The organism is Mesotoga infera (assembly GCF_900157305.1).
GTDB lineage: Bacteria > Thermotogota > Thermotogae > Petrotogales > Kosmotogaceae > Mesotoga > Mesotoga infera.
On record NZ_LS974202.1, the window covers coordinates 2,599,564 to 2,615,398 of the forward strand.

General features: G+C 50.7%; 12 protein-coding genes. 9 read left to right on the forward strand and 3 right to left on the reverse strand.

The features are described 5' to 3' along the window. From MESINF_RS11820 to MESINF_RS11855, 6 genes are all read left to right on the forward strand, one after another. Positions 1 to 1,233 (forward strand): uroporphyrinogen decarboxylase family protein, encoded by a 1,233-nt coding sequence (locus MESINF_RS11820; RefSeq protein WP_169700091.1) that lies wholly within the window; start codon positions 1 to 3, stop codon positions 1,231 to 1,233. After that, on the forward strand, positions 1,217 to 3,877 hold the full coding sequence (locus MESINF_RS11825; protein ID WP_169700093.1) for a glycoside hydrolase family 38 N-terminal domain-containing protein: 2,661 nt from the start codon (positions 1,217 to 1,219) through the stop codon (positions 3,875 to 3,877). The genes MESINF_RS11820 and MESINF_RS11825 overlap by 17 nt, the downstream gene beginning before the upstream one ends. Before the next feature lie 47 nt (positions 3,878 to 3,924). Beyond that, positions 3,925 to 4,926, forward strand: coding sequence for a cytochrome b5-like heme/steroid binding domain-containing protein (locus MESINF_RS13585; protein WP_197712678.1), 1,002 nt, complete (start codon positions 3,925 to 3,927; stop codon positions 4,924 to 4,926). Between the two features lie 184 nt (positions 4,927 to 5,110). Beyond that, on the forward strand, positions 5,111 to 5,740 hold the full coding sequence (locus tag MESINF_RS11845) for a bifunctional 4-hydroxy-2-oxoglutarate aldolase/2-dehydro-3-deoxy-phosphogluconate aldolase (RefSeq protein ID WP_169700095.1): 630 nt from the start codon (positions 5,111 to 5,113) through the stop codon (positions 5,738 to 5,740). Beyond that, complete coding sequence (locus MESINF_RS11850; RefSeq protein ID WP_169700097.1) at positions 5,733 to 6,659, forward strand: ROK family protein; 927 nt, start codon at positions 5,733 to 5,735, stop codon at positions 6,657 to 6,659. The genes MESINF_RS11845 and MESINF_RS11850 overlap by 8 nt, the downstream gene beginning before the upstream one ends. Then, positions 6,628 to 6,981, forward strand: coding sequence for a cupin domain-containing protein (locus MESINF_RS11855; RefSeq protein WP_169700099.1), 354 nt, complete (start codon positions 6,628 to 6,630; stop codon positions 6,979 to 6,981). The genes MESINF_RS11850 and MESINF_RS11855 overlap by 32 nt, the downstream gene beginning before the upstream one ends. 15 nt (positions 6,982 to 6,996) lie before the next feature. Here the strand turns inward: MESINF_RS11855 and MESINF_RS11860 are convergent, their stop codons facing one another. From MESINF_RS11860 to MESINF_RS11870, 3 genes are all read right to left on the reverse strand, one after another. Beyond that, positions 6,997 to 8,853 (reverse strand): beta-galactosidase, encoded by a 1,857-nt coding sequence (locus MESINF_RS11860; RefSeq protein WP_169700101.1) that lies wholly within the window; start codon positions 8,851 to 8,853, stop codon positions 6,997 to 6,999. Between the two features lie 155 nt (positions 8,854 to 9,008). After that, positions 9,009 to 10,730 (reverse strand): acyl-CoA dehydratase activase, encoded by a 1,722-nt coding sequence (locus MESINF_RS11865; RefSeq protein ID WP_169700103.1) that lies wholly within the window; start codon positions 10,728 to 10,730, stop codon positions 9,009 to 9,011. Then, positions 10,727 to 11,983 (reverse strand): 2-hydroxyacyl-CoA dehydratase subunit D, encoded by a 1,257-nt coding sequence (locus MESINF_RS11870; RefSeq protein ID WP_169700105.1) that lies wholly within the window; start codon positions 11,981 to 11,983, stop codon positions 10,727 to 10,729. The genes MESINF_RS11865 and MESINF_RS11870 overlap by 4 nt, the downstream gene beginning before the upstream one ends. A gap of 282 nt (positions 11,984 to 12,265) precedes the next feature. On the opposite strand from MESINF_RS11870, the gene MESINF_RS11875 reads away from it, so the two are divergent. The 3 genes from MESINF_RS11875 to MESINF_RS11885 all read left to right on the forward strand — a co-directional run bounded on the left by MESINF_RS11875 (position 12,266) and on the right by MESINF_RS11885 (position 15,822). After that, positions 12,266 to 13,867: a peptide ABC transporter substrate-binding protein gene (locus MESINF_RS11875; RefSeq protein WP_197712679.1), complete on the forward strand. Its 1,602-nt coding sequence runs from the start codon at positions 12,266 to 12,268 to the stop codon at positions 13,865 to 13,867. Between the two features lie 94 nt (positions 13,868 to 13,961). After that, a complete protein-coding gene (locus MESINF_RS11880) occupies positions 13,962 to 14,882 on the forward strand; it encodes an ABC transporter permease (protein ID WP_169700107.1) in 921 nt (306 codons plus the stop codon). A 10-nt stretch (positions 14,883 to 14,892) separates the two neighbouring features. After that, positions 14,893 to 15,822, forward strand: a complete 930-nt coding sequence (locus tag MESINF_RS11885; RefSeq protein ID WP_169700109.1) for an ABC transporter permease — start codon at positions 14,893 to 14,895, stop codon at positions 15,820 to 15,822. Positions 15,823 to 15,835: the final 13 nt, after the last annotated feature.

Here is a 15,835-nt window from a genome sequence, read left to right on the forward strand (position 1 = left end):
ATGACTTCAAGAGAGAGAATAATCGAAGCACTCAATCACAGAGAAGCCGACCGGGTTCCCCTGGATCTTGGGGGCATGAGATCGACTGGTATACACGCAATAGCTTACGGAAAGCTCAAAGAATACATGGGACTTTCCGATAGGTCGGTTAAGATCTTCGACGTCTTCCAGCAGCTGGCGCTCGTCGAGGAAGAAGTGAGGCGGCGCGTCCATTCGGATGTAGTTGAACTCAAGAGGCTTGACGGTGGATTCGATACAAGAATAGATAAATGGAAAGAGTACGATATGTTCAAAGACGGCGGAAGGTATCTTTTGCCCGACGGTTTCGATCCCGTGACGATGCCTGACGGCTCCAGGGCGATAGTCAGGGAGGGTAGGATCGTCGCCAGCATGCCGAAGGGCGGATTCTATTTCGATGGGAAGTACTTTCCGCTGACCGGTGTGCAGGACAGAAAAGCGATCGACGAAGCCGTCTATCCAGACCTTACTGAAAGAGAGATCGCTTTTTTGAAGGACCAGCTGGGAGAATTGAGGAGCTCTACCGACTGTGCCGTGATAGGAACTTTCGGCGGGAACTTTCTTGAGGCCGGCCATAGCTACTTCGGCTACCAGGAATTCATGGAAAGAATGATAACGGACCGGAAGCTGGTTGAGTACTTTCTCGACAGACTTCTCGAGAAGTACACGATCGAACTCGAGAGATACCTCTTAGAAGTCGGCGGTGATATCGACCTTATACAAATCGGTGACGACTACGGGACACAGGAAAACACTCAGATCTCGCCACAGGCATTCAAATCGCTCTTCAAGCCACGCCTGAAGGCCCTCTGTGATTTCATTCATTCGAAGAGACCCAACCTTTTCATCTTTCTCCATTCCTGCGGATCGATCTATCCCTTCATAAGAGATTTCATAGAAGCCGGTGTTCAGGTTCTCAACCCCATCCAGACAAACGCGAAGAACATGGATCCTACCCTGCTCAAACGGGAGTTCGGGAACGAAATAGTTCTCTGGGGAGGAGGTTGCGATACGCAGCACCTGTTGCCATTCGGGACTCTAGAAGAGATCGAAGAGGATGTCAAGAAACGCATAGACATACTCGCCCCTGGAGGTGGGTTCGTTTTCGCCTCGATCCACAATATACAGATGGAGATACCACCGGAAAAGATTCTTCGGCTCTTTGACACGGCTTACGAATACGGAAGAGGTGTGTACGGTGGCCGGAAAAGATAGAGTCGTCCTCGTTATCTCCCATACTCACTGGGACAGAGAGTGGTACGAGTCTTTCCAATCTTTCAGGTACAGACTCGTAAAGGCTATAGACAGACTCATAGAGGTTCTCCAGGAGAACGCCGATTACGGCTGCTTCAACCTCGACGGTCAGGTAGTCGTACTGGAAGACTATCTGGAAATAAGGCCAGAAATGCGGCCGGTCCTGCAAAGACTGGTGAAATCGGGGAAAATCGGCATAGGGCCGTGGTACGTTCAGACCGATGAGTTTCTTTCCGATGGAGAAGCCCTGATACGAAACCTCCTGCTGGGTGCTCAATTGGCCGAAGAGTTCGGTGAGGTGCAGAGACTGGCCTATCTTCCCGACACTTTCGGTCACAACTCCCAGATGCCGCAGATAGCGAGGCAGTTCGGTATATCATCTTCGCTTATATGGCGCGGTGTGTCCGGTGACGATTGGCCGTGGGAGTTTATATGGAAGGGTGCCGATGGCAGCTGTCTCTACACTTATAGACTTCCCGAGAGGCAGGGGTATTGCAACATGGCCTTCACTCCCGAGGGAAAGCCTATAGATTCGGCTTTTTTCATCGGTTCAGCCACGGAGTTCATGAAGAATTCGCTCACTGGCCTAGTCGTTCTTATGGATGGATGCGATCACGTGCAGCCCGATGGGTCTATTCTTCCACTCATAGATTTCCTGGCAGGCGCTGAGGATTCTCTTTCCTGCAGACAGGTTCTCTTCAACGATCTGTCTGAAGAACTCGAAAGAAGGATACCACTCTGCGAAGGGATAGAGGTTCTTCGGGGCGAGTTGAGGGGGGTGAACACTTCCAGGAGGGGATACTTCAACTTCATTCTGCCTAACGTTCTCTCTTCAAGGTGCAACAACAAGCGGGAAAACTTTGACACGCTCAACTGGCTTGAAAGCTACGCCGAACCACTGGCTTCTCTGGCCTGGCTCAACGGCAAGAAGTACCCCAGTGGTTTCCTACGCGAAGCCTGGAAACTGCTTCTCCAGAACCTCGCCCATGACAGCATCGGTGGTTGCAGCATCGATGAGGTCCATCTGGACATGTCGCGCAGATACTCACACTCAGTGGAGATAGCCAGAAATGTCGCCTTCGATTCTCTGGCAGCTCTCTGTTCTGTCACACCTGAAGGATCAAACGGCTCTTTCGTTGTTTTCAACTCTTCGCAGTATTCCAGGGATGAGATCGAGATACATCTCGACCTTCCGGCGATGGTTATCGGAAATCCCCCGAGAAGGCCGGTGATGATAGACGAGAAGGGCGAAGAGGTAGAGTTCCAGATCTCTTCGATGAATGAAGTCGTGAAAGCCCTAAATTACCTCGGTAAATCGGCGCCCATCGAGAAAGTAGTCTCCGTTAAGTTCTACATAAAATCGAAGATAGAAGGGCTTTCCTTTAAAAGGTTCTACATCTCTCCTTCAGAGATGCCAGTGAGTCACAGCCACTCCGGGACGGATAACTCTCTCCGGTTGGAAAACGAGCACATGAGCGTGAACGTTCTGCCAGATGGAACAATCGAAGTCCTCAACAGGGTAACAGGTGAAAAGCTCTTCACAAACCTCTTCGAGGATGGCGGGGACTGCGGAGATGGGTACGTTTACTCAAAGCCGCTTTTCGATACACTTGTCACGAGTTCCGGTTGTCTTAAGGCTATAGAAGTAATCGAAAATGGGCCTCTGGAGAAGGCAATAAGGTTGCGGTACTCCCTGCCAGTTCCGGCAGGCCTGTCGGAAAATGGCCGGAAAAGGAGCTATGACAGGAAAGAGATGCCCATCCAGTGTGTCCTGAAACTCATAAAGACAAACGGTGTTCTGGAGATCGAGACCGAAATCGAAAACAATTGCGAGAACCACAGGGTTCAGGTTAATTTCTGGAGTGAGAGACCTGGAAAGGCTCTTTTCTACAAAACCCCCTTCGACATAGTAAAGGCTGCAAAGGATGAAATCTCTCGATTCAACCCAAACTGGATAGAGGACGAGCCGGTTGCGAGGCCCAACAACGGTCTCTTCGGAGAGATAGAAAGCATCGACAATTTCAAGGGATTTGCCGTGAGCGCCAGGGGGATCAACGAATTCGAAGGTTCGGTGCATGGCCTCAGGCTGACTCTTTTCAGGGCCGTCGGTCATATCGCCTCTCCATATCCACTCTCGAACATGAAAAGACCTGCCGGCCCGAAGATAGAGACTCCCGGGGCGCAGATGAAAGGACGGTTGTTCTTCAATTATTCGGTCTTTTTCATAGATTCGCTAGAAGAGGCACTGAAGAAAAGTTCTCTGTACCTGAAAAAACCTCTGGCACTCGCTTTCACTGGAAGGCTTCCCGAAGCCCCTCTTACTGTTGATAGCTCAACAACAGAAATTACGGCAATGAAGAAGTCAGAAAGCAGGGAGAGTTTCATCCTGAGACTGGCCAACCTTTCTACGGAAAAGGACCGGGTAGAAATAAGGCTGAGAGAGGGGCTCTTCAGGAAGGCCTTTCTTTGCACGGCCAACGAGAAGAGAAGCGGAGAAGTTCCAATCGAGAACGGTGTGGTATGCATTGCTTGCGGACCGAAAAAGGTCGTAACACTCGAACTGGAGGTCAACGGCAGACTGACACTCTCCGATTGGCAGGAGTAAGGTCCGGACGTGTTATCCTTTGTATAATTTCAAATGGAGGTGTCTCGATGGGTAGAACACGTTCGATCACTCTAACGATCCTCTTTATTCTGATCGCTTTCGCGGCTACAGCCGTGACTGCATTGAAGGATTTTTCTCTGGCGAGCATAGATATGAAAGAGTTCCAGGCCGTTCAGCCGATGTACACGATATCGGCCCTGTCCAGGTTCAACGGCAGGTCAGGATCCCCCGCCTACGTCTCGGTCGAGGGCGCCATATACGATTTCTCCCAGCTGAGACGCTGGACAGGGGGTAACCACATGTCTCAACACTCGGCCGGCACCGAACTGACATACGAATTGAAAAGTCTTTCTCCTCACAGGGAGGGGAAGATCGCGGACATAGAGCCGGTCGGCGTTCTGGTGATCACTCTAGAAGAGTTGAAAAAATTTGACGGAAAGAGTGGAAGGAAAGGTTACGTCGCTGCCTGGGGAAAGGTGTACGATTTCTCGCGGCTGGGCAGATGGCGAAACGGTTCACACCAGGGAGGCATTCATCTGGCTGGAGAGGAATTGACTTCCGAGCTCACGAAGGACTCCCCTCACGGAGTACGCAAGATCGAAGGGGTCGATGCCGTTGCCATATTTGGTATGACCATCGACGAGTTGAAAACGATGAACGGGAATGGTGGAAAGAAGACCTATGTGGCCGTAGAAGGGAGGGTTTACGACGTGAGCGCTCTCGCTTCATGGAAGGGTGGAAACCACCAGTGTGGACTTCATATGGCCGGTAATGAGCTAACCGTGGAAATACTTCACGACTCGCCCCATGGAGCGGCAAGCCTTGACAAGGCTTACCTTATAGGCATACTGGTCTTTACGCTGGAACAGCTGAAGAGATACGACGGTGTCGCGGATAACCGTAAGCTCGTCTCGTACGAAGGCGTGGTTTACGATGTGGCCGACATCGACTGGACTGCCGGTTACGGAATCGAGGTCGGAACCTCGCTGGGCAATGAACTCTCGAAGCTCGAAAATGCGCATATTATCGGATATATAGTGCGAAACTGAAAGATCCACGTTTTTTATCGTGTTCAGAACAAAGAGAAAAAAGGCTAGAACGATTTCGTGAGACTACCCGCCGGTTCGATGGTATGATGGTATTGAAGACGCGTGGACGGGTCCTACACATTTTTGCCACAGGCTTTTCAAAGAACATTTTCAAAAATCTTATGGAGATGGGGGTAGTGTTTGGATGTTTCAAAGACTCATAGAAGGCAGGCTTCTGATAGTCATAAGAGGACTGGATACCGGAAGAACTATCGATCTATGCGGTTTGCTCCACGATGCGGGAGTTCTATTTGCCGAAGTTAGCTTTTCCGACCGGTGGGCCTACGAATCACTCAAGGAACTCAAAAAACACTTCGGCGACAGGTTGTTTCTGGGGGCGGGTACGATCTTCAACACAGATGATTATTCGAAGGCGTTGCGTGCCGGCGCCGATTACCTACTCAGCCCCGGTTTCAGTCACGAGGTCGCCTCACTTTCGTTGAAAGATGGTATCCCATATATACCGGGAGTTTATACCTCTACGGAGATCCAGACGGCTTTGAACATGGGCTTTACACTTCTGAAACTCTTTCCGGGGGAACTTGAAGGGCTCAGACTTTTGAAAGCCTACAGGGGACCGTTCCCGCAGGCCAGATTCATGCCATTTGGAGGCGTCACGCCCGATAACGCGGCTACCTTCATCCAGGAGGGTGCAGCAGCCCTCGGTGTGGGGAGTTATATAGCCAACGCGGAGCTCCTCGAAGAGAGGAAATACGGAGAGATTTCGGAGAGAATTTCCAGAATGAAGACCGCGGTGGGGATAATCGATGACTGATCTTGCGATAGATGTCGGTGGGACCAAGACGCTGGTAGCGGTCTTCGAAGATGACTCTGTAAAACCGTCGGAAGTGGACAGATTTCCAACCGATCCCTACGCCGGGCTGGAGAACTTCATAACCAGATTATCGAAGGTCTGCGCGAAATACGTTGATCCTTCGAATGTGAGGTACTGGGGACTTTGCACGGCCGGGGCGGTCGATGTTTCGACCGGCAGGTTGATATGGTCTCCCAACCTCGGCTGGAAGGATGTAAATCTCTACGAAAGGCTCAGTCAGCTTTTCGGAAATCAAGGAATCGTTGAAAACGACTGCAATGCGGCCGCCTATGGCGAGTGGTCTGCCCGACCGGGTATAGATTCTCTAGTTTACGTTACCGTCAGCACGGGCATCGGTATGGGGATAGTATCGTCGGGCCGGATAATACGAGGCTCCCATGGTGCGGCAGGAGAGATAGGCCACACTACGGTGCTTCCTGACGGGCCGGAATGTACCTGCGGACGCAGGGGCTGTCTTCAGGCTATCGCCGGGGGAAGGGGTCTTTCCAGCCAGGTAGAGAGACTCCTGGGGAAGCGTCTTTCCACAGAGGAGATAATCGACCTCGCCAGAGAGGGGGAACCGGAGTACGTCGAGATCGTTGTAAAGGGGGCCATGTTCCTGGGGCGTTTTCTCGCCAACATGATCGATGCGCTCGACCCGGCCGTGCTGGTTATCGGAGGCAGCCTGGGAAAGAATCCCCACTACCGCAAGCTGGTGGTGGATTTTTTTGCGAAGTTCTATTACATACTTCCGGATAAAACCGTTGTGATCGAACCTCCCTCGGCGGAGCCCGATCCCGGCATAATTGGAGTGTTGCAGTTATCCAGATCGATGGGGGTGAGGAAGAATGAAAAGAGCGATAAAATATTCAGTTCATGAGGGAGATTTTTCGAGGGGTATAGAGGGCTTCTCATCTAAAGCGGTGAAGATCACCGGGCCCTTTTCAGGCCGCCCGGAGGCACACCGCGACCAGCACGACCTCTATGTCGTTATTTCCGGGAAGGCACGTGTAAAAACCGGGAAACTTACTGGAGAAATCCAGGAGATAGCCGATGGCGAGTACCGCAGCGACGAGATGCTCGCCAGCGAGGAATTCACCCTAGAGGAGGGTGAATCGCTTCTGATTCCCGCTTCGGTCGCCCACACTGTTCTCGTGGATTCTGGCATTTATGTTCAGTGGGTTTTTAAAATCGACGCATGAGGCGCCACTCTGGAACTAGATCCTTTTTACTTCGTATTGCTTGAGGCTGTGGATTTCTTCGCCGATCTTCAATCTTAAACTGTACGGATATGGGTTCAAGATAACCCTGTAAGACCTCATACTCAACAGCCTGGCCGAACCTTCGGCCTTTCTTTCAATCGAAGCCTCGAGGAAGATTCTTTTTATCGATTCGACGTCCGGGATAGTGCCCACGTAGTAACAGTTTTCCTTTACCGTTACAGCCGGTTTTCCCTTGAAAGGTCCATCTATGTATCTTGCCACCGTCTGGCAGCCGTTAAGTACTTCGATCTCCTCGGCTACGAAGTCACAATCAAAAACGTTCTTGCAGGACGAGACCTTGATCGGGCCTTCCAGTCCTCCGAAATCGACAACGTGAATCCCCGTCAGAAGCTGGAAATCGTCGGCCTTCTGCACCCGGATGTTGTTGTTTTGATCCTTTTGAGCCGTCATGGCGGTGATGAATATCTTCCCTTTGAATTTCAGCAGATCCCTGACGAAATCTTCATCGAGCTTGAAGGCCGAAGGAATGGCAACAAAGGAGTAACTCTGCGGCGATTCTCCGGGAAAGAGAAAATCGACATTGTAGCCAAAGTTCCTGAAGGCTTTATAAATGGGCAGTATCGAGTCGAACAGGAATCTGAAATTGCCGTTTAGATTGTCGGTCTCACCTATCCAGAAATTCTCGTAGTCTATATAGATCGCGGCCTCTTTTTGCGGATCTTCTATCTTCCAGTTTCGTAACTCCTTGATCGTTTCAGCGAAGACTCTGGCCCTCTCCGTCATCGTTCCGTCGTAATTTAAAAGGCCACCGTGAAACTGCTCGGCCCCGAACGGGAACTGCCTGTACCTGAAAACAAGGGAACCGAAGGCTCCGTGTGCGACGGATTGTTTTATCCAGAAGGCCAGCTGTTCGGAAGGATACGCGTTGTTAACAGAGCGCCAATTGACTCTTCCGGGTTGTTGTTCCATCACCAGAAAGGGAGCCTTCTTCAGAGATCTCATCAGATCGTGATTCAAAGCCTGTAGATCGGGATCGTACTCCCCGGCCACGTAGTTATCCCAGGATACGAAATCGATCTTTCTTGCGAGTTTTCTGTAATCTATATCGGTGAAATTGACCATGAGATTGTGGGTCAGCGGGGCTTTGCTGCTCTTCTTAATTATCTCTTTATGAATATCGTGGTATTCGATCGCCGAATCGGATGAGAAGCGTCTATAATCCAACACCAGAGAGGGGTTCGGCGATACAGGACCGGGTTTGGGAGGGTTAATCTCTTCCCAGTCGCCGTAGGTGTGACTCCAGAAAACAGTTCCCCACGACTGGTTTAGATTGTCCAGAGTTCCGTATCTTTCTCTCAACCACTCTCTGAAAGCTCCGGCACAGTTTCTGCAATAACACAGTGTGGAGCCGTGGCAACCGTATTCGTTGTCGGCCTGCCAAGCGATTATTCTGTGGTCTTTCCCGTAGTGATCTACATATGCGCTTACGATCCTTTCCGTCTCGATACGGTAACGCGGAGAGTTGAAGCAGTACTGGCGGCGACCCGCGGCGACGGGTGTCCTTCTATCGCCATCCATTCTAAGCACACCGGGATATTTTTTAAGAAGCCACGAAGGCGGGGCCGCAGTCGGAGTACCCATTATGATTCTGATGCCCTCGGAATACAGCGCATCGATCGCTTCATCCAGTAGAGTAAAATCGATCTGGCCGGGCCGTTTCTCCACAACACCCCAGGAGAACTCCCCAATCCTCACTACATTAATTCCGAGGTATGCCATTACTCTTGCGTCTTCCCTCCATCTTTCCCGGGGCCAGTGTTCCGGGTAATACGCCGCTCCAAACCAGTTCAAATTTCAACACTCCCTTGAAAGCCAGCCAGATGACTTAAGGCACGTTTGTTGTTATTATACAAAACGCCGGATTACATTTCCTTCAATTCATCAGTAAATCAATGGAAAGAATTGCAAGACCGGTCATTTTTACCATAATGGTTGCCAGATTCATATCACTGCCCTTTTTCTTGGCGGTCCGTAGCAAAGAGCGCCGCACCGTAGGCGCCCATTATATCCGGCACTTCGGGAAGGATAACTTTCCTCTTAAACACTCTTTCCATGGCGTGCACGACTCCTGCGTTTCTCGCTACACCACCTGTGAAGACCAGTGGTTCCGGAGAGCCGAGACGTGCGTACATCGCAGCCACTCTTTTCACAATCGCGTTGAATAAACCTGCAGAAATGTCCTCTATCTTCTCTCCTCTGCCTATGAGCGACACAACTTCTGATTCTGCGAAAACGGTGCAGACTGAACTGATCGAAAGCTCTCTGGAGGAACGGGAAGCGAGTGAGGCCATCTCTTCCGGATCAAGTTCGAGAACCTTCGCCATGACCTCCAGGAAGCGGCCGGTTCCGGCGGCGCATCTGTCGTTCATAGAGAAATCCTCCACTTTCCCTTCTGTGGAAAGCTTTATCACCTTGCTGTCCTGTCCCCCGATATCGACAATTCCTCTTGCCGATGGAAAAAGCGTCGAAACGGCTCTGGCGTGGCAGGAAATCTCGGTTACCGTTTCATCGGCGAAATCGATCAGTTCCCTACCATAACCGGTCGCGACTATTCGGGCCACTTCTTCCTTCGTTCCAACGGACTGCGAAATTAGCTCTTCGTAAAGACGCCTGGCAGAAGCCATAGCATTGATTCCCGTTCTGATGGTTTTCCAGTGTAGTATCTTTCCCGTCGAATCGGTCAATACACCATTGGTGGTTGTGGAACCGGAATCTATCCCTAAAAAAAACGAACCTCCCCCTTTTTCCATTTTGGATCGTCGCGCCGAGTTTTTCTCCAGCAATGCTCCCACTCTCGTGGCGATCTGCCCGTGGGAGTTAAGGGGATAATCGATCTCGGCCCTGTATATTTTCGAGTCGGAAGTGTTGCGCGTGAAATCGTAGAAGTCGCAAAACTTCGGTATGGCGTACAGCAGCCCATCAAGTTCCCCGTACTCATTCTCCGCTTTTTCTGAAAATCTCCCGCATGGTGCCCGCCAGCCAATCAACCTCTGTGCCACAGAGAGTGCCGGATCTTTTCCGATACGAGTTCTGGATGCAAAGGGCCTTGCACCCAGGCAGGTCTCGTTAAGGGTTATCACCCCGCCCGCACTCTCGATTATTCCGTCTATCTCACTCATATCCACTATTCCACCAGCCAGACCGAAATTCTTTCCTGATGTTTTACCTTTGTCCACAGAACCTGTCGGGACGTGCTTCAGACCGTTTAGAGCAGAAAGATAGAGTTCTGTGAGATCACGGCCTTCGAGCGTTGCCTCCAGCGATCGAACATGATCGATAAGGTCGTTGAAGCGCTCTATTCCTGCTAAAAGATTAACGTCAATCCCTTTTTTCTCGAGAAACCCGATCAGTCGAAGGACTTCCGAGGCCATGAATTCCACCGCCAGTTCATCTCTCTTCCACGGGAGGCGCATTATGAATACTCCTGCCCTGGAGCTTTCGTTCAGGAGGTCTCCTACTCTGCGCATCGCATCGCACGAATCGGCCACAAGGAGAAAATCGCCCTTGTCAAGCTCCATCCCAGCTCCGTAGACCGTCTTGGCGTAGCCACAGAGATTGCAGCCCAACTCGTGGCAGGACGATGGGGTTACGCTCAACAACCTCTCGAAGTCTCTACCTGTGCCCATAAGGATCTCCAGCGGGATATAGCTGCACGTGTAAAATATCATCTCCTGCCCTCCAGAATCTCTAGAAAGGCCTGAGCACGAGTTCTCAACTGCCCGGCCCCTTCTGAGGTATGATCGACACAGTCGCCCGTCAGCTCCAGGAAGGGAAGTCCCTTCGATTCGAACATCTTTTTGAGATAACTCACACTTCCTGCCGATTGCCTGCATCCCCAGTGGGTGAAATGAACGATCCCGTCGGCTCCGAAATCATCGGCCAGATCGGCGCAGAGTTTCCATCTGTCTTCAGCCCCTCCGCACAGGGGATTGAAGACGAGCTTCTCGGCCAGACTCTCCAAAGGCCTATCGGGTTCCACCGGATAGAGCCAGTCCCACATCAGTTCGTTGCCGACCACAGTATGTTTCGATTTTGGTGAAAAGATCTTGAAAAGCTCGTTGTCGTAGTAAGGTGGGATGTGTAACCAGAGAATCTTCTTCTGCTCATGCCTGTCTGCAATCAGATCCCTTTCGAATTCCTCCGACGCGTCTTTGAGCCTGATATCGCCGGCGAGCGTATGCATTACATAAAGTGCGTTCATGTACTCATACAGCTCCTGTGGAAGATAAGAGCTTTTCATCTCTTTTCGAACCCGCGAAAGATTTTCCACCGTCTGTCTTTCAATGGCGAGTATATCGCTCAAGAGGTTCATCGGGTAAGGCTTCCCGGTAATTTCCTCTATGAGCTCTATAGCCTCCTTGAGTTGTGAATGAACGTATCCTACGGAGTTTTTCATGCGGCCCCGGGGAACGTCAATCAGTATGAAGGGTACCTGATATTCCCGGGAGATCCTCTTGAAAGTAGGCAGGTTCCCGTCGCAGAAGATCGTGGAGGTCATTATGAATCTTGGAGCCGGAAACAGCTTCTTGATGGATGCCCCGAGAGAAGTTCTGTGAAAGGTGCAGAGCGAATCGGGAATTCCCGATTCGGCGGCCGAAGATATGGCAAACCCTTCGAGGTGCATCGAGGCAAGCATGCCCGATACTCCCTCGGCCGAGACGGGATTTATACCCAGAGGCAGGAGCAGTTCCGAAGGGGCTAGCAGGTTGACCCAGGCAGTCTCCCTTCCGGTCAGGGAATAATAAATCTCTTCAACCGCAAGGCTGTTGATGATCCTTAGAAACCGGGCCTTGCGAGAGGGTAAGCGGCGGCGTCTGAAGCTTTCAAAAGCGATTCCCAGATTGAGCCACTTTCTAAATTTTACTTCATCATCTATATATCGTCTCAAGAACCTTCCAAATCCTACACTCTTTTTCGACATCTGCTCCCCTATCTCATATCTCTGCTGATGTAAGGTCTTAGAATTATACTCTCGAAGGATAAAAGTGGTTTTACGATCCTCCGTCGTGATGGGAACACCGTATTGTGGCTCGCGTTCTTCATACACAATTTGTAAAGTGAAAAATTGACATTTTGTCTATAAATATGCTAGTATTTTTTATCATCGACCTTGAGATAAACACAGCGGGTTACTCTGCCGTTTTTGGCGCTTATCCGGCGGGACGGTGGACAAGACAATAGAGGCAAATGGAGGGTGAGGATCGTGAAAAAACGAGTGAGTGTTGTTCTGATTGCACTGATAGCTATTCCAGCTTTTTGCTTCGCGGCCGTTGCCGCACCACAAATCTTTACGTTTGCTGGCCACAACGACGTAATGACACTGGATGTCAGCCAGATGAACGACGAGATGTCTGCCTTGATAATGTATGCGTTGAACGAGGCTCTGATCAGAAACAGCTACAACAACATCGTCCCAGGCCTCGCCGAATCTTACGATGTGTCCGAAGATGGCACAGTCTATACTTTTCATCTCCGCGATGCGAAGTGGTCCGACGGGGTACCGGTGACGGCAAAGGACTTCGAATACTCTTTTCTTAGAACGCTGAGCCCTGAAACCGGATCATCACAGGTTTCCGAATTCGATTCGATCCTGAATGCCAAGGCTTATTACAGCGGTGAGATAACCGATACCTCTCTAGTCGGCATAAAGGCGGTCGATGACAGGACACTGGTTATAACTCTCGCCTACAGCGATCCTTTCTTTATTTCGGAGATGGCCGAGGGTATCAACTTCTACCCGATAAGAAAGGATTACGTCGAGAAATATGGGATGTCCTACGCCTCAAGCGCCCAGACTTTCATAGGTTGCGGTCCTTTCGTGCTCAAAGAATGGGTGCAGGGTGCCAGTATCACCCTCGAAAAGAATCGCCTTTACTGGAACGCCGACAGTGTGAAGCTAGAGAAAGTAGTAGAGTTGATAATTCCCGATGAGAACACCCGGGTTGGTATGTACGATCTGGGAGAGATCGACGCTATTTACTCGATCTCGAAGGTACAGACGATAATGCATCCCGAATACGGCAGCAGAAGCGGCGGTACTCTTCAATATTTGGCATTCAACTGCTCCAACGGGTTAGTAATGAGTAACATGAATTTGCGCAAGGCGCTGAGTTTTGCAATCGACAGAGCTTCGATCGTTGCTGCAATATCCTCTCCGGGGTCGCTCGCCGTCGATCGCATGATTGATCCCAGCATAATGCTTGATGGCAAACCCGTCACGGAAACCTATCCCAATTCTACGGGCGTTCCACCGGACGGAGATGTGGAACAGGCCAAAGCATACCTTCAGAAAGCGCTCGCCGAGATGGGGCTTTCAAAACCGACCGACCTTCCGGCGATAAATTACGTATGCATGGACTCGCCGGTCCACAAACAGTACGCCGAAGCGCTACAGGCTGGTTGGAAGGACTCTTTGGGCGTTAAGGTTGAGATCAAGATACTGCCGGTTCCACAGGCTATCGGGGCGCTTCTCTCCGGTCAGTTCGATATATTCCTGGTCGGACAGTCAACGGGTGTGGATCCCGATACGATATTGAACAATTTCACCATCGGCAACGGCAACAACTACGCCAGGTGGAACAATCAGGAGTATTCCGATCTTATAGCGCAGCAGGGTAACAATCCGAATATCCTTGAAAAGATGCTGCTACTCCAGAAGGCCGAAGCCATCATTCTCGACCAGGTACCGGTTGCTCCACTCTGGACACCCGGTTCGGCGTACCTTCACCGCGAATACGTGAAGGGTCTCCACTATGGAAGACAGACCGGTTCGATCGAATTCATCTACGCGTACATAGAGCATTGAGATAAGGTTTATTCAATCAGCATTCGATGCAGCCGCTGGAGATCTGTTGTCGGCGGCTGCCTTTTTTAAGTGAAAGAGATTTAGGAGTGAAGCGATGATTGGATATGTCTTTAAAAGGTTCTGGATCTCCTTATTGACGCTATGGCTGCTTGCAACGATAACCTTTTTTCTCCTCAGGGTTCTGCCGGGCAACCCCTTTCAAACCGACCAGATATTGACCGTAGAGATGCAGGAAAGAATGATGAATTACTACGGTCTGAACAGGCCGATTTTCGAGCAGTACTTCACATACATGGGAAATCTGCTTCGGGGGAACATGGGGTACTCACTGAAATACACCAACAGAACGGTCAACAGCATCATAGCAAAAGCCTTCCCGGTTTCGGCAGATCTTGGCCTTAGATCGCTCGCACTAGCTTTACCAATCGGGCTCTTCCTGGGAATCGCCTCGGCGAGGAAACGCGGTAAGGCCGTTGATTATCTGTGCGTGGTGGTTTCGGTTATAGGTGTTTCGATACCGAGCTTCATACTGGGCTCTTTTCTCCAGTTCGTCTTCGCGTTGAAGCTCAAGATTCTGCCGATGGCTCAATGGACTACTGAGATGCACAAGATCCTTCCAACGGTCGCGATTGCTCTTGGATTACTGGCGACGCTCACCAGAATCATGAGGGCCAGCATGCTGGAAGTCACTACTCAAGATTACGTTAAGACAGCCAAGTCGAAGGGTCTGAGCGAGGGAAAGATCGTTTGGAGCCACGAAATCAGGAACGCGCTGATTCCAATACTCACCATGCTTGGGCCGATGGTCGCCAGTGTACTCATGGGGACTTTTGTGATCGAGAAGATCTTCGCGATCCCGGGGCTGGGTTTGCATTTTGTCAACTCGATTACCGGCCTTGACTATACGATGACGATGGGGCTGACCGTATTCTTCGGGGCTTTCCTGGTGACGGCCAACTTTCTGGTCGATATCGCTTACGGGATTGTGGACCCGCGTATCAGAATCGCAAAGTGAGGTATCTGCCATGATAAAAGATTTCGCGAACATACCACACGACGAGTTCGAATTTGTCGAAAGAGAAGAAGGAAAATCGGAGGCTCTGACCCGTCCAAGCATTTCCTTCTGGAAGGACGTCTGGAGAAGAATGCTAAAAAACAGAGTTGCTATGGCCGGGCTCTTAATTATTTTGACAATAGCGCTTCTTTCTATAATTATTCCAGAGGTGTCGTCCTATTCATATAGCCAACAAAATCTCAAGAACATAAACGCCGCACCGTCGTCCGAGCACTGGTTCGGTACCGATTCACTTGGAAGAGATCTGTGGGTTCGGACCTGGGTAGGTGCAAGAGTATCTCTCGCGGTGGGGATCTTCGGTTCTATAATTCCGAGCCTCATAGGAATAGTGATAGGGGGCATATCGGGCTACTTCGGTGGCAAGGTGGATATGATAATAATGAGACTGATAGACATAATAATCTGTATTCCTCAGATGATCTATGTGATCCTGATCATGCTTGTAATCGGCTCAGGCCCCGTACCGCTAATACTGGCCTTTGCGATAACCGGATGGATGGGCTCGGCCCGTAACGTCCGTGGCCTCATTTTGAAGATCAAGGAAGAGGAGTTCGTACTGGCTTCGCGCATTCTAGGCGCCTCGCACGGCTACATCATTTTCAAGCACCTTGTCCCGAACACACTGGGGATCGTCGTCGTGAGCATGACACTGGGCGTTCCGGCGGCCATCTTCCAGGAAGCCTATCTCAGTTTCATAGGGCTGGGAATAAAACCTCCTATACCCAGCTGGGGGCAGCTGGCGAATCTTGGCGTTTCTGTCTTCAGGATCTACCCGTCCCAGCTCCTCATACCTGCGATCATGATTTCCCTGACTATGCTTTCCTTCAACCTTTTCGGAGACGGCCTCAGAGATGCTCTCGACCCGAAACTGCGCCGATGAAGGGGGATACTGC